Below are 13113 nucleotides of genomic sequence, written 5' to 3' on the forward strand. Positions count from 1 at the left end.
TGACTATCGAATATGTGTTCGATTTGGTAGGTTGGTGGCAGCTGATCGTCCGCAAGACCTGATTCTGAGATACGTGTGACTACGCCACCATTGTGATCGGCTGTCCCAATGTTGTCTCAGTGTTGTTGTCTTGGAGGGGGTGTGGTGATGGCTGTTGTTGATCTGGTTGATGAGGTCGTCGGGGTGGAGTTTCCGGATGATCCGGCCGGGGTGGTGGCGGTGGTGAAAGATCTGATCACTGTGCGTAATGCTGTGGAGGCGCGGTTGGCGGCCGGTGCGGTGATCATCGACCGCCTGGGTGTGGCCAAACGTCTGGGGTCGACCACGTTGAAGGTGTTGCAGGCCAACGGTGCCGCACCGGGCGCGGCGGCACGGTGGCTACGCATCGGCACCGGCCTGGAGGGGTTGGACCGTACAGTCGGATACTTTCGGGACGGATTCCTGTCCGCCGAGCACGTCGACGCAATAGTCCGGGGTGTCGGCCACGTTCGTGGCCGCGTGGTGGGTGTGATGAGTGACGACTTCCGGTGTGAGGTCGAGGGAAAACTTTTGGCTCATGCGTTCTCTGGTGCACCGCCCGCGGAGATCGGCCGGATCGCCCGGACGGTGGGTAATGAGGTCGCCGGAGAACAGGGTGGGGTGCCGGCCGCCGAAGACGCCTCGTTGAACACTGTGGACTACGTGATCACTGACGATGGCCGATTGTCGGGCAGGTTTGATGTTGATGCGGTGACCGGGGAAAAGATGATGTCCGCGCTCGACGTGTGGTCCAGGCCCCGACCCGAACCCGACGGGAGCGCAGATACCCGCACACCGACGCAACGACGCGCTGATGCCCTGCACCAACTGCTTGATTGTGGCGGCGGTGGGCAGGGTTTCGTGTCGACACCGAGAACCGAAGTGATGGTGACTGTTCCCGCTGATCATCCCGACCGAGCGGTGTTGCGGTGGATGGGCCCGGTCACCGAAGCGACCGCAGCAGCAGCCGCGTGTGATGCGGCGATCACCTCGATCACCCTGGACGGGCAGCAGGTGCCGATCGATTTGAGTCCACCCAAGCGTTTGTTCACCGGACTTGTGCGGAAAGCGATATTGCTTCGCGATACCTGCTGCATCAAATGCGGGGCGCCGGCCACCTGGTCGGACTGTCATCACATCGTGCACTGGGCTGACGGCGGCCCCACCACCCTGAGCAACGGATGCCTACTGTGCCGCACCTGCCACCGGGCCGTGCACCACACCGACTGGGACATCACCATGGGCACCGACGGGCACCCTTGGCTGATCCCACCCGCCGACATCGACCCCACCCGACAACCACGACCGGCCTACAACCGCCGAACCCTCACCCTCGCAGCCTGACTCACGGTCCACTGCAGCGTGCACCTTCGTTCACCTGCAACACGAATGACGACTTACAGACCGCTCCACCTGGCCTCACTCGGCACAGCCGAGAACGCGCAGGCACATTGACAACTCCATAGTGTGAGGGGCTACGCCCTCAGGAACGTAGGGAGCTCGCGGTGTCACTCGCTTCTGTCGCGCAGTTCGTCGGTGACCCAGCCGACGTAGCGGTCGGCCGAAAATTGAACAATCGCAGGACCGTTCGACTCGATCACCTGTCCGTCGAATCCTCCGTAGATCCGGTCGAACGGCAACGCCATAACCGTCGCCTCGATTTTCCGGACCAGGCGCGGGGGCAGCGGGATCAGATTTGGGTAGCTGCGCATGAACGAGACGCTGCGTCTGTCCGCGCCGACCATGAGGGTGTCACCGACGAAGATCGCTCCACTGCCGTTGCCGCCATCCGGCCACAGCAGCACAGAGCTGCCAGGGAAGTGACCGCCGCATTGCACCAGTTCGATGCCGCCGAACACGGGTTGACGTTGGGTCCAGAACCGTATGACGTCGTCGGAGCGGGTCAATGAGGTCGCGTCGGCCTGGTTGAAATAGACAGGCACCGAATCGAACTCGTGGCTCAGTGAGACACTGGCTCCCACGAGGTGAGGGTGACTGGACGCGATCGCCGAAATGCCTCCGTGGGACCTGATGAGCCGGACCAACGACTCATCGATGTACCCAGGCGGTTCCCACAGCAGGTTTCCAGCCGGTGTTCGGATCAGGAAGGTTCGTTGCCCGATACCCACTTGCGGATCCAGAGTGATGGCAAGCAGATCGGGCTCCACCTCGCTGCAGTCGATGGTTCGCTCGTCGAGTTCGGCCGGCCGAGCCCACTGCTGACCGCCCGGCGGGACAAACTCACGTTCATCAGTACAGATCAGGCACTCCGCAGGCGGATCGTCAGCGGGCGCATACTCGTTGGCGCAGTTGACACAGAACCAGGGGTCTCCGGATGTGGTGCGCGCGGACAAATCAGGAATCTCCGGGCTTGTCGAACTGGGCGCGCTTGTAGTCGCCGAACGGTTCGTCGCGCTCGCGTACCGCCTCGCGGAATCCGACTGTTGCCGAACGCATCTGGAATGCGTAGCCCTCGCGAGTGTGTCGCGAGATGCCGTCGAAGACAGTGCTGACCATCGTCGAATTGGCAACACCCTGCGAGAGCAGCGAACTGTTCATCGCCAACTTGGCCATGATGAGCTGGTTGATCGGCATCCGCGAGATCCGTTCCAGCAGGTCCTCCGTGCGCTCGTCAAGGCGGTCCGCCTCCGGCGCCTCGATGGCCAGTCCCCACTCCGCGGCCTGTTTTCCGCTGAGGCAGTCACCGGTGAACAAAAGCCGTTTGGCCCGTTGGTCTCCGAGGCGGTGCGCCCACATGCCCGCCGCGGGAATTCCCCAGACTCGGGTCGGCGGGTAGCCGATCTTGGTGTCGTCGGCGCAGATGATCTGGTCGGCGTACAGCGCTATGTCGGTTCCGCCGGCAACCGCAAATCCATGGAGTTTTGCCACCGTCGGTTTGTTGGCGTGCAGGAGACTGGCGAAACCCCGGTTGAATCGACTCATCATTGCGTAGTCGACCATCGGGTCCCATGTGCCATGAGGATTGTGGTTGCGCGCCTGCACAATCGGGTCAAGTACGGTACCTGCAGCCGCGTCCGGACCGTCTGACGGATTCCCGCCGTTCTCCGCGAAGATCGACAGGTCGTAACCACCACAGAAACCCTTGCCACGTCCGGACACCACCATCACGTGCACTCGTGGGTCGAGATCCGCGCGCTCGACGGCAGCCGCCAATTCCACCGGAGTGTCGGCCGTGATGGCGTTACCCCGCTCGGGCCGGTTGAAGGTGATCCGCGCGATCCGGTCGGTGACCTCGTAGGTGAGGGTTCGATACTCGGCGTCCGGTTCGGCCCGTTCCCGTCCGGCGAACAGGGAATCCGCGCCCTCTGCAAGGCCTTCACGCCACGCGGCCGGCCGAATCCCGGAGTGGTCATCATCAGCCATCAGCCTTCGCCTCCCTCATGCGCACAGCCCACGTGCGTGGGACCACGGCCAGTATGGGCGATGCCAACTCACTGACGGCGCTCTTTTGCACACGGCGGCGCGGTGGCCGGTCGGCCACAGACGCTTCGAAACCATGAACTAGGCCTTGTCTGATGCGTCAGCAGTTGCTAACGTTAGCCAAAGACGACAAACGGACATACAAGGAGTCACCATGGGAGCACCGGTCGCGTTCTTCGAGATCACATCGCACGACCCCACCCGCCTCGCCGCGTTCTACCGCGAACTGTTCGACTGGACCATCGACGAGAGCCAGGGTCCCGGATACTCACTGGTCGACACCGGCGCAGGCGAAGAGGCGGTCGGCGGCGGCATTGGCGCCGTCACCGACCAGGCCGAGCCAGGCGGCGTGAGCGTGTACATGCGGGTCGACGACCTGCAGGCATCGCTCGACCGGGCCGAAGCCCTCGGCGGCAAAGCCCTCGTACCTCCCACCGACCTACCGGACGGGTACGGCCGCTTCGCGATGTTCGCCGACCCCGACGGCAACACCATCGGGCTCTGGACATGACCGCAGAACAGCCCGGCGTCGACGAAGCCCTTCGTGCGATGGCCGAGCCCCGCCGGCGCGCCATCCTGGAACTCGTTTCCGGTGAAGAGCTCGCGGCCGGCGAGATCGCGGCGCGCTTCGAGGTCAGCCGTACCGCGATCTCTCAGCACCTCACGGTGCTGAAGGACGCGGGACTGCTCACCGAGCGGCGTGAAGGAACCCGGCGCATGTACCGCACCCGTCCCGAAGGCATCGACCAACTCCGAGACATGCTCGACGGCATGTGGGCGTCATCTCTCGACGTCGCGCGGCAACTGGTGGAGGCCGAGCGCGGACTGACCGATGGCGACGAGGTGAACCGTGCCGGCTGAACGCGAGACCAACCAGTCCACCCGGCCGGGCAGCGATTCGGCGCTCCCCCTGCGGCGTCCCCCGATCCGCCAATCGACCACCGTGCGCAGCGATCTCGACCACGTCTTCACCACTTTCGTCCGAACCATCGGGGTGTGGTGGCCCCTGCAGCCCATGTCGATCGGCGGCGACCGCGCCCGCAGCGTCACCATCGAGGAGCACACCGGCGGTCGCGTCTACGAGACTTGGGACGACGGCACCACCGCCGACTGGGGTCAGCTCGAAGTGTGGGAACCGCCGAGCCGGTTTGTCATGACGTGGCTCAACACCCCCGAGCCCACCGAAGTCGAGCTGGCGTTCAGTGCCCTCGGCCCTGCACTCATCAGGGTCTCAGTGGAACACCGCGGCTGGGAACGGCTCAGCGAGGAGCAACTCCGCGAAGACTGCGCTGCGCCAGGCGGTTACAGCTCGGGCGCATACTCCGGTGGCTGGGCCACCGCCCTTGCGGCCTCGGTCGCCGTCATCGAATCATCACTCACCTGAAACCGGGAGGGGCATCCTCATGACCCACTTCGTGTACAAACTCATTCCACCTCGACCTGGTTTCGGCCCCGGCGACATGTCCGACGACGAGGTCGCCATCATGAGCCGGCACGGCGCCTACTGGTCGGAGCTGATGTCCGACGGCACCGCGGTCATCTTCGGGCCCGTCGTCGACCCGGCAGGCAACTGGGGTCTGGGGGTGGTGCGCGCCGACTCCGAGGCCGAGGTGCGGGCGATCAGCGCCGCCGATCCCGCGATCACCTCAGGTCTTGCGCGCGTCGAGATACTGCCGATGCCCGTCGGTATCGGCCGCGATGACACGGCGGGCTGACCGGCGCCTGGATCACACCGTCAGGACCGGCTTCACAACGGAACCCGACCTCGCTGCCTGCCACGCGCTGTCAAAGTCACTGAAAGCGTAAGGCGTGATCAGCTTTTCGAGCGGTAGGTCTCCGCGTGAGTACAGATCGACCAGTTCGGGGATGAAGGTCTGCGGCACGCTGTCGCCCTCGACGATGCCCCGGATCGACAGCCCTCTTCCCATCACGAGTCCGACGGGGAGCTCAGCCGTCGGAGCACCCAGGCCGACGATGCCCAACTGGCCTCGCGTACGCAGCGCCGCCACGGCGTCGGCGAGGACGGCGGGGATGGCGGTGGTGTCGAGGGCGTGGCCGACGCCGCCGGCGGAGTGTTCCACCAGCGCCTCCACCACGGCGGATTCGGTGGGGTCGATGACATGTGTGGCACCTAGATCCATTGCCAGTGAACGTCTCTCGGCAATCGGATCCACTGCGATGATCGTGCGGCAACCGGCAATCCTTGCCCCCATCACCGCAGACAGACCGACGGCACCTGCCCCGAACACCGCGATCGAGTCGCCGATGCCCGGTCGCAGGGCATTGAGCACCGCACCGACTCCGGTTTGCACACTGCATCCCAGCGGAGCTGCTGTGGCGGCATCGATCTGCTCGCCGATCGGGACCGTGTTCCGTTGTGTCGCGATCGCATACGTCGAGAAGCTCGATTGGCCGAAGAAGCCACCGACAACTGGGCCATTGGATCCACCCGAGGCCCCCGACCAGCTCAAGGCGCCGGACCCGTCCGCACGGTCACCACGCATGTTCAAGGTGGTCGATCGGTCGCAGTAAGCAGGACGACCGGCCGCACATTGTGGACAGACTCCACAACTGTTGAACGTCAACACAACCCGCTGCCCGACTGGGACTGCGGCACCCGGCCCCACCGCTTCGACCACGCCGCAACCTTCGTGCCCGAACACGATCGGCATCCGCTTCGCCGGCCATCGGGCAGCCAGGGATATGTCGGTATGGCAGATGCCGACAGCACCGATCTTGATCAGCACCTCGTCGCCAACCGGCTCACGGACCTCGATGTCGGCGAGCACCGGGGCACCGCCTGCCTCAGTGAGTACCGCAGCTCGACTCGCGACCATGTCCGCCCTCCACTCAACCGATGAAACCTGATGGCACAACACCCCACCGGAACCGCCATCTGACACTGACTGTAGTCACTTCCATCTGCGACCACCCGATCATTCGCGGGTGTCGTGGTGGCCGAACTCCTCTGGCACGCCACCCCTCGATGCGGCGGGATCGTCGATGCCCGATTCGGCGGAACCGGACTCGGCCACGCGTGCGTTGTCGGACTCGTCCTGATCGAGCGCGTCAAGCGCGGCCCGCAGCGCATCGCTTGTGGCACCCGCCGCCAATGCAAAGGGTTCGAGAACTACATCGGCACCGGCCGACCGCAATTGTTCGGCGTCGTGGCGGGTGTGCGCGGTGACCACCGTACGGCCGGCGTATTTCGCCTGCCGAAGGTTGTGCAGCAGAGTCCTACTCGTGTCGATCACCGGGATGGTGCTGATGACGTACCGCGTCTGCGCGAGCGGCAATGACTCGAGGAAGTGGACGTCCTCGGCACTGCCGAAGACTGCCGGCTGTCCGCGGTTGTTGTGGTGCGCGACGCGCTGGGGATCGAAGTCGACCACCAGCACCTTGTGTCCCGACTCGCTCAGGTGCTCGGCGACGTGGGTACCGAACCGGCCCAGTCCGTAGACGATCGTGTCGATTTCGGGCGTGATGTCGGCCGCCTCGGGACGCAGCTTCTCGGTCCGTTCGAACACAGCAACCCAGCGCTCCAGACGGTCGAAGATCGCACTCCAGTACAGGATCAGGTAAGTGGAACAGCCGATGGTGATGAGTCCGACGACCGTAATGAGACTGACTGTGGCGCCATCGATGTGGCCGAGACCGAACCCCAGAGCAGCGAGTATCAGCGAGAACTCGGAGATCTGCGCGAGGGTGGCACCGGTGGCGAATCCCACGCGCACCGGGTAACGCATCACCGCCATGATCAACATGACGATGATCGGCTTGCCGATCAGGACGAATGCCGAGAACACCAGCGCTTCGACCACTTGCCCACCGGCATCGCCGAACTCGAGTCGTGCTCCGAGATCGAGAAAGAAGAACAGCAGCAGGAAGTCCCGCAGGCTCACCAGCCGTGCACCCATCGCATCGCGATACGGCGTTGCCGCCAGCGAGATGCCGGCGATGAAGGCACCGACCTCGGAACTGAAACCGAGCCACTCGGTCAGCGCTGCGACACCCACGGCGTAGGCAACTCCGAACAGCACCAGCAGTTCTTGGGATCGCGCGATGTGACCGAGTAACCACGGCAACACGTACCGCATCATCAGGCCGACGCCCACCAGCAGGGCAATCCCCTTCGCCACGACCAGCACCACGCTCAGCGCGATGTTGGTGTCGCCGCTCCCGTGACCGACGGCGGTGAGCACGATCATCACCAACACCACGACGATGTCCTGCACGATCAGAACACCGAGAGCGATCCGGCCGTGGAGCTGCTCGATCTCGTGTTTGTCCGAGAGCAGCTTCACCACGATGATCGTGGACGAGAACGTCAGCGCCACAGCCACATACAGCGCGGCGGTGGCGTCCATCCCGAACGCGACAGCACCGCCGTATCCGATGAGCGCGGTCAAGGTCACCTGGCCCAACCCGGTGATCAGCGCAATCGGCCCGGTGTTGCGGATCAGGTGCAGGTCGAGCCGCAAGCCGACCAGGAACAGCAGGACCGCGATGCCCAGCCGAGCCAGCAGCTCGATGGTTCCATCGGCGACAACCCATCCCGTGCCGACCGGGCCGACGAGCACGCCGACGCCGATGAAGGCCACGATCATCGGCTGGCGCAAGCGGGTGGCGACAAGCCCCACGATCGCGGCCATGAGCAACACCAGCGCGATCATCGAGAAGGGCTCGAGGCCGCTGTCGGCACCGAGATCAGCAGAGGTCGCCACCAGGCTACTCACCAGCGCGCCGCCCGTACGCCAGGCGCCCGCGCGTGGCCGTCACGTGCGTTGACGCAAACTGGCACGGTGCGGGGCATATCGGAATTGTCGCTGTCGGCGCGAGGTCCCACAAGGCCACAGCCCACGTGTCGGATCCTTCGGGCCGGCTCAGCTCTTCCGGTTGATTACCCAGCCGTCATTCGCGCTCGAGGTAGAAGTAGAAGTGGCGGTCACGGACCAGTGACGTCTTGCCGTTCATGATGCCCATGACGTGGGTCTCGTCGACCTTCTTGAAGTGGTCGATGACGGGCTGGCCGTCGTAGACCATCGACGCGGTGGTCTCACCGCGGAACTGCACATCCCACAGGCTGGCCTCACCCTTGCCGAGTTCCTGATTCGAGTACAGGTTGCCGTCGTCGTCGCGGCACACCAGCGGTTTGACGTCGTAGATCGAGTTGAATGTCTTGCCGTGCCATCGCGCGAGCTCGAGCTGACCGTCCATCTTGTGTCCGCTGGGAAGCTCGCCCCCGGACCAGGCACCGATCATGAAGTCGCGCCCGATCGGTTCCAACGCGGCCCACAGTTCGTCCAGATGGGCGGGTTCGCTCACCGCCTGGCTTTCCTTGAGCTCGAAGAACGTGGCCACAGCCTTGTCGTTGTCCATCCAGACCTCACTGCTCGGGGGATTCTGCACACAAGAGTAGTCAGAAAGGGTCGGCCGACCAACCCGCTCGGTGGATCTGCTTCACAGAGCGCTCACGATGAGACCCACCGCGAGTGACCCCATGACGACGGCCACCAGCACGTCGAGCAGTCGCCACGCCCGGGGTTTGGCGAACAGTGGCGCCAGCTTTCCCGAGCCGAACCCCAGCGCGGTGAACCACAGGAGAGACGCCGCGCAGGCACCGGCGGCGAACACCCATTTCGATTGCGGGCCATGCGTGTTGGCGATTGCGCCGAGGGTGATCACCGTATCGAGGTAGACATGGGGATTGAGCCAGGTCAGCGCGACCGCTGTGCCGACGGCCGCCCATCGGCTCGTCACGGCAACCGCGTTGCCTGCGTCGATCGCCGCCGGCCGCATCGCCCGGCGGGCGGCCAGTGCCGCCAGCACCAGGAGGTAGCCGGCACCGGCGAAGGTGGCCAGGTCGACCACCTCCGGGTGCGCGGTGACCACTGCGCCCAGACCGATGACGCCGGCGAGGATGAGGACGATGTCGGACGCGGTGCACACGGCGACGACCGGCAGGACGTGCTCGCGACGAATACCTTGCCGCAGGACGAACACGTTCTGTGCACCGATGGCGATGATCAGACCCGCCCCGGTCAGGAGGCCGGCAACCGCCGGGAAGAAGTAGGACACCAGGCCACGCTAAGTCGGTCCGTCCGTTCAATCCAGCGAATGATTTTCATGGAGCATTAGACTGACTTAAGTGGACATCACCAGCGAAGGGCTGCGCACGCTCACAGCTGTGGTCCGAGGGGGCACGTTCGACGCTGCGGCCGACGCTCTACACGTCACACCGTCCGCGGTGAGCCAGCGGATGAAAGCCCTGGAGGCGTCGGTCGGGCGGGTCCTGGTGCAACGCACCAAACCGGCACGCGCCACCCCGGACGGTGAGGTTCTGCTTCGACTCGCGGCGCAATGGGACCTTCTCCGGCGCGAAGCCGAATCCGCGCTGCTCGGCCATCCCGAAGCACTCGCGGCCGATCCGCGGGATGTCCCACGCATGCATCTGCCGGTTGCCGCGAACGCGGACTCGATCTCGATCTGGCTGCTGCCGGTGGTTGCCGAGATACAGCGGCGCCACCCCGTTGCGGTGGAGGTGCTCAGGGACGACGAGAGTCACTCCACCGGATTCCTGCGGTCGGGACAAGCGGTGGGGGCGGTGACCTCCGACCCCGTCCCAGTGCGCGGTTGCGCCGCGATTGCTCTCGGCGCCATGCGTTATCTCCCGGTGGCGAGCACCGACTTCATCGACACATGGCTTCCAGACGGGCTGCGCGCGGCAGACCTGGCGCGTGCGCCGATGGTGGCGTTCGACCGCAAGGACACCATTCAGACGGACCTGCTCAACCGATTGACCCGACGTCACGTCGATCCCCCGGTCACCTATGTCCCCGCATCGGTGGAATACCACCGAGCCGTCGAACTCGGGGCCGGATGGGGAGCGGTCCCCGCGGCGCAGATCACCCCGGCGCTGACGGCGGGAACGGTTCGCACACTGGGCAATCACCACGTCGACATCCAGTTGTACTGGCAGTACTGGAAACTGGAGTCACCGATCGTCAACGACCTCACCGAACTCGTCGTGGCCGGCGCGAAGCAGTTCCTGATCTGACACGCCTGCCTTCACCTCCACGGCGGGGAGCGCTTCGGCCGTGGTGACCACCTCGACAGTGACCGGCCCGTCGCGCAGGGGATGCGCGATCTCGTCGTGTTGCAGGCGGGCGACGAAGAACGCGACGGCGGCCACGGGAACGGGAGCAATGCCCGCGATGACAAAAGTGGTTGTCAGACCGATCCATTCACTCACCGGTGCCGCGATCGCCATCGACACGGGCATCAGCGCGATGGACACGAAGAAGTCGAGACTCGACACCCGTCCCAGCATGTGCGGCGGGACCCGGCGCTGTAGCAGTGTGCCCCAGATGACCATGGGTCCGTCGAACGCGAGACCGAGCACCAGGCCCGCAAGAACGAACACCCACACCTCGGTGGCCATGCCCATCACGACCAACGGCAACGACGACAGACCCCAGACCACGAACATCACCGTCAGATACCGGCGCGGCATCGGCATGGACGCCATCACCAGGGAGCCGATCGCTCCCCCGATTCCGAAGGCCGCCAACACCATCGCGTGTGAGCCCGCATCGCCGCCGGCGCGTTCCTTGACCGCGAACGGCACCAGCACCTCCAACGGCCCCATCACCATCAACACCATCAGCAAGGCGAACAGCAGCGTCGCCAAAAGCCAAGGGGTACGCCACATGTACACAAATCCCTCGGCGATGTCGGTGACCGTTCCGCGGACCAGTTCTGCTCGCGGCCTGGGCTCTTGCCTGGCCGGCGTCGGCCGCATCAGGAGGTAGAACACCGCCGACAATGCCGAGGCGACCGCCGACGCGGTGATCGCGAGGGCCGGCGACGACAACGCGATCAGCCCTCCGGCAACTGCCGGGCCTGCTGCCTGAAAGATCGTGGGACGCAACGTACCCTCGATGCCGTTGGCCGCCATGAGCTCCTCGCGCGGCACCAGAGACGGCAGCAGTGCCGAATAGGTCGGGTAGTAGATGCCCGTCGTGATCCCGCCGATGAGCGAGACCAGCGGCAACTGCCACATCTGCAGCGTGCCGGTGAAGCCGAGCACGCCCACGAGGCCGATCACGATCAGTTTCGCGAACTCGAGGGCGATCAGGATGGTGCGCTGCGACATCCGGTCGGCCAGCACTCCCCGAGCAACGTCGAGGCCACCATGCCGACCGCAGCGACGGCGGTGACCAACGACAGCTGCCCTGGGCCGCCGCCGAGGTCGATGACCTGCCACACCACTCCGACAGTCCAGATGCCGTCGGCGAACATCGCCAGCACCAGGCCCATACACAGCAACCGGTACTGCTGATGCCGAAACGGCTTCAGCGCACGGGGCAGCGACGTCGGTGTGGACACCGGTCAACTGTGCCCGATCCGGCGGCGCACATGCCAGCCGATTTCCCGCCGGCAGGCTGCGGGGGCCATGGGCACAAAAGAACCCGCCACCACCGGGTCACGGTGGTGGCGGGCTTGTTCTCGGCGAGAACGTGAGGTCAGGTCACTTCACGCCGACGACTTCTTGCGCGATGGCCGCGATACGGGTCTGTCCTGCCGAGACCACTCCGTGGCGGTTCTTGTGCGCTTCCTCGTACGCGACCACCAGACGGACGTCCGACGGCTTCTCGAGCTCCTTGATCGCCGCGACAACCGAGCTCACGTTGAGCGACTCGTAGTCATCGATCGGGAGATCGGCGGGGTCGATGGTGCCGGTGCCTTCGCGGGCCGCGTGCAGCCGGTCCGCGGCGTCGTTCGCGCCGTTGGCCCGAGCAGTCTGCTCTGCGGCTTCCAGAGCCGCGTCCCGGCTCGCGCTGGCGGTCTTGCGTGCCGTGTCTCCGGCGCGCGAGGTGCGGGCGAGTGCGTCCTGCCCGGCCTTGGCGGCCCGGCCCAGCGCGGCTTCGCCGGCCTCTTCGGTTCGGTCGAACAACGCGCTGACCTGACCCGGAGCGTTACGGATCGCGTCAACCGCGCGGTCGACGCCGCGTGCGGTGAGCGTCGCCGGGATGCTGGCGGCGCGGAGTGCAGCTCCGCTGGCGGCCTGCAACGGTCCGCGACGCAGTGCAACGGGTCCGCCGATGGCTTCCTCGGCGAGCAGGGTGGTGAGCCAGACGACTGTCGACTCGTGCGCGTTGATCAGCTGCTCGGACAGGGTGACCACGGTGGTCTCGTTCTCCGCTGTGGCGAGTGCCTTCACGTAGCGTGACCGGTCGAGCAACTGGTGCTCGAGCGCAAGGTCGCCCAGCAGCGCCTCGTCGAGCGGCTGCGCCTGCTCGGCCAGGGCCTTCACGGACGCGGCCAGACGGCCGGCGATGGGCCGAATGACGTCGGGCAGACCACCCAGGTCGCGGATCGCTTCTTCGATGGCCTGTGCCCGGAGTCGGCCGTTCTCGGCGTTTTCGGTGAGTTCGCGACGAACTGCCTCGGTCCGCGCCTGCGCGGTACGCGTCTCGGCGATCTGGATCTCGGTGTTGGTCAGGATCAAGAGCGTGCGCAACTGCTGGCGCAGTGTTGTCGATGTGGTGCTCATATCTCTCCTTCGGTTGGACTCTCTGGTCGATAGAGCTGTCGAGGAAAGGCGTACCCGTGAGGGTTGCAGGTAAACGATGCAGAGATTCAGATCACAAT

Annotated in this window: 13 protein-coding genes and 1 pseudogene; 6 read left to right on the top strand and 8 right to left on the bottom strand. The window is 65.2% G+C overall.

Annotated elements, in window-relative coordinates; translation table 11 throughout:
* Positions 1 to 147 precede the first annotated feature (147 nt).
* On the top strand, positions 148 to 1362 hold the full coding sequence (locus MVA47_RS26245) for an HNH endonuclease signature motif containing protein (protein WP_247210487.1): 1215 nt from the start codon (positions 148 to 150) through the stop codon (positions 1360 to 1362).
* 164 nt (positions 1363 to 1526) lie between these two features.
* Here MVA47_RS26245 and MVA47_RS26250 read toward each other — a convergent pair whose 3' ends face one another.
* Complete coding sequence (locus MVA47_RS26250) at positions 1527 to 2372, bottom strand: hydrolase (RefSeq protein WP_247210488.1); 846 nt, start codon at positions 2370 to 2372, stop codon at positions 1527 to 1529.
* A 1-nt stretch (position 2373) separates the two neighbouring features.
* Positions 2374 to 3405 carry a crotonase/enoyl-CoA hydratase family protein gene (locus MVA47_RS26255; RefSeq protein ID WP_374474465.1) on the bottom strand — a complete coding sequence of 344 codons (1032 nt, stop codon included), beginning with the start codon at positions 3403 to 3405 and terminating at the stop codon, positions 2374 to 2376.
* A gap of 208 nt (positions 3406 to 3613) precedes the next feature.
* Here MVA47_RS26255 and MVA47_RS26260 point away from each other — a divergent pair, with 208 nt between their 5' ends.
* The 4 genes from MVA47_RS26260 to MVA47_RS26275 are packed head-to-tail and all read left to right on the top strand — an operon-like array spanning position 3614 to position 5174.
* Positions 3614 to 3970 (top strand): VOC family protein, encoded by a 357-nt coding sequence (locus MVA47_RS26260; protein WP_247210490.1) that lies wholly within the window; start codon positions 3614 to 3616, stop codon positions 3968 to 3970.
* Entirely contained in the window at positions 3967 to 4320 is a 354-nt protein-coding gene (locus MVA47_RS26265) for a metalloregulator ArsR/SmtB family transcription factor (protein WP_023954301.1), read from the top strand. The genes MVA47_RS26260 and MVA47_RS26265 overlap by 4 nt, the downstream gene beginning before the upstream one ends.
* Positions 4310 to 4843, top strand: coding sequence for an SRPBCC domain-containing protein (locus MVA47_RS26270; protein WP_247210491.1), 534 nt, complete (start codon positions 4310 to 4312; stop codon positions 4841 to 4843). Before MVA47_RS26265 ends, MVA47_RS26270 begins: the two co-directional genes overlap by 11 nt.
* A gap of 19 nt (positions 4844 to 4862) precedes the next feature.
* Entirely contained in the window at positions 4863 to 5174 is a 312-nt protein-coding gene (locus tag MVA47_RS26275; RefSeq protein ID WP_247210492.1) for a YciI family protein, read from the top strand.
* Between the two features lie 12 nt (positions 5175 to 5186).
* Here MVA47_RS26275 and MVA47_RS26280 read toward each other — a convergent pair whose 3' ends face one another.
* The 4 genes from MVA47_RS26280 to MVA47_RS26295 all read right to left on the bottom strand — a co-directional run bounded on the left by MVA47_RS26280 (position 5187) and on the right by MVA47_RS26295 (position 9540).
* Entirely contained in the window at positions 5187 to 6296 is a 1110-nt protein-coding gene (locus MVA47_RS26280; RefSeq protein WP_247210493.1) for an NAD(P)-dependent alcohol dehydrogenase, read from the bottom strand.
* Between the two features lie 99 nt (positions 6297 to 6395).
* Positions 6396 to 8195: a cation:proton antiporter gene (locus MVA47_RS26285; protein ID WP_308280613.1), complete on the bottom strand. Its 1800-nt coding sequence runs from the start codon at positions 8193 to 8195 to the stop codon at positions 6396 to 6398.
* Positions 8196 to 8370: 175 nt separating this feature from the next.
* Positions 8371 to 8838 carry a DUF4334 domain-containing protein gene (locus tag MVA47_RS26290; protein WP_247210494.1) on the bottom strand — a complete coding sequence of 156 codons (468 nt, stop codon included), beginning with the start codon at positions 8836 to 8838 and terminating at the stop codon, positions 8371 to 8373.
* A gap of 81 nt (positions 8839 to 8919) precedes the next feature.
* Positions 8920 to 9540 (bottom strand): LysE/ArgO family amino acid transporter, encoded by a 621-nt coding sequence (locus MVA47_RS26295; protein WP_247211080.1) that lies wholly within the window; start codon positions 9538 to 9540, stop codon positions 8920 to 8922.
* Positions 9541 to 9607: 67 nt separating this feature from the next.
* Here MVA47_RS26295 and MVA47_RS26300 point away from each other — a divergent pair, with 67 nt between their 5' ends.
* Positions 9608 to 10516 carry a LysR family transcriptional regulator ArgP gene (locus MVA47_RS26300; protein ID WP_247210495.1) on the top strand — a complete coding sequence of 303 codons (909 nt, stop codon included), beginning with the start codon at positions 9608 to 9610 and terminating at the stop codon, positions 10514 to 10516.
* On the opposite strand, the pseudogene MVA47_RS26305 reads toward MVA47_RS26300, so the two are convergent.
* A pseudogene (locus MVA47_RS26305) lies at positions 10454 to 11778 on the bottom strand (MFS transporter). The gene MVA47_RS26300 and the pseudogene MVA47_RS26305 overlap by 63 nt on opposite strands.
* 211 nt (positions 11779 to 11989) lie before the next feature.
* Positions 11990 to 13015, bottom strand: coding sequence for a ferritin-like domain-containing protein (locus tag MVA47_RS26310; protein ID WP_247210496.1), 1026 nt, complete (start codon positions 13013 to 13015; stop codon positions 11990 to 11992).
* Positions 13016 to 13113 lie beyond the last annotated feature (98 nt).

The organism is Williamsia sp. DF01-3, assembly GCF_023051145.1.
GTDB lineage: Bacteria > Actinomycetota > Actinomycetes > Mycobacteriales > Mycobacteriaceae > Williamsia.

Excerpts from the sequence above, each read along its gene's own strand:
- MVA47_RS26275 (WP_247210492.1), top strand. The coding sequence starts at position 4,863 with ATGACCCACTTCGTGTACAAACTCATTCCACCTCGACCTGGTTTCGGC.
- MVA47_RS26245 (WP_247210487.1), top strand. The coding sequence starts at position 148 with ATGGCTGTTGTTGATCTGGTTGATGAGGTCGTCGGGGTGGAGTTTCCG.
- MVA47_RS26310 (WP_247210496.1), bottom strand. The coding sequence starts at position 13,015 with ATGAGCACCACATCGACAACACTGCGCCAGCAGTTGCGCACGCTCTTG.
- MVA47_RS26290 (WP_247210494.1), bottom strand. The coding sequence starts at position 8,838 with ATGGACAACGACAAGGCTGTGGCCACGTTCTTCGAGCTCAAGGAAAGC.
- MVA47_RS26260 (WP_247210490.1), top strand. The coding sequence starts at position 3,614 with ATGGGAGCACCGGTCGCGTTCTTCGAGATCACATCGCACGACCCCACC.
- MVA47_RS26265 (WP_023954301.1), top strand. The coding sequence starts at position 3,967 with ATGACCGCAGAACAGCCCGGCGTCGACGAAGCCCTTCGTGCGATGGCC.
- MVA47_RS26280 (WP_247210493.1), bottom strand. The coding sequence starts at position 6,296 with ATGGTCGCGAGTCGAGCTGCGGTACTCACTGAGGCAGGCGGTGCCCCG.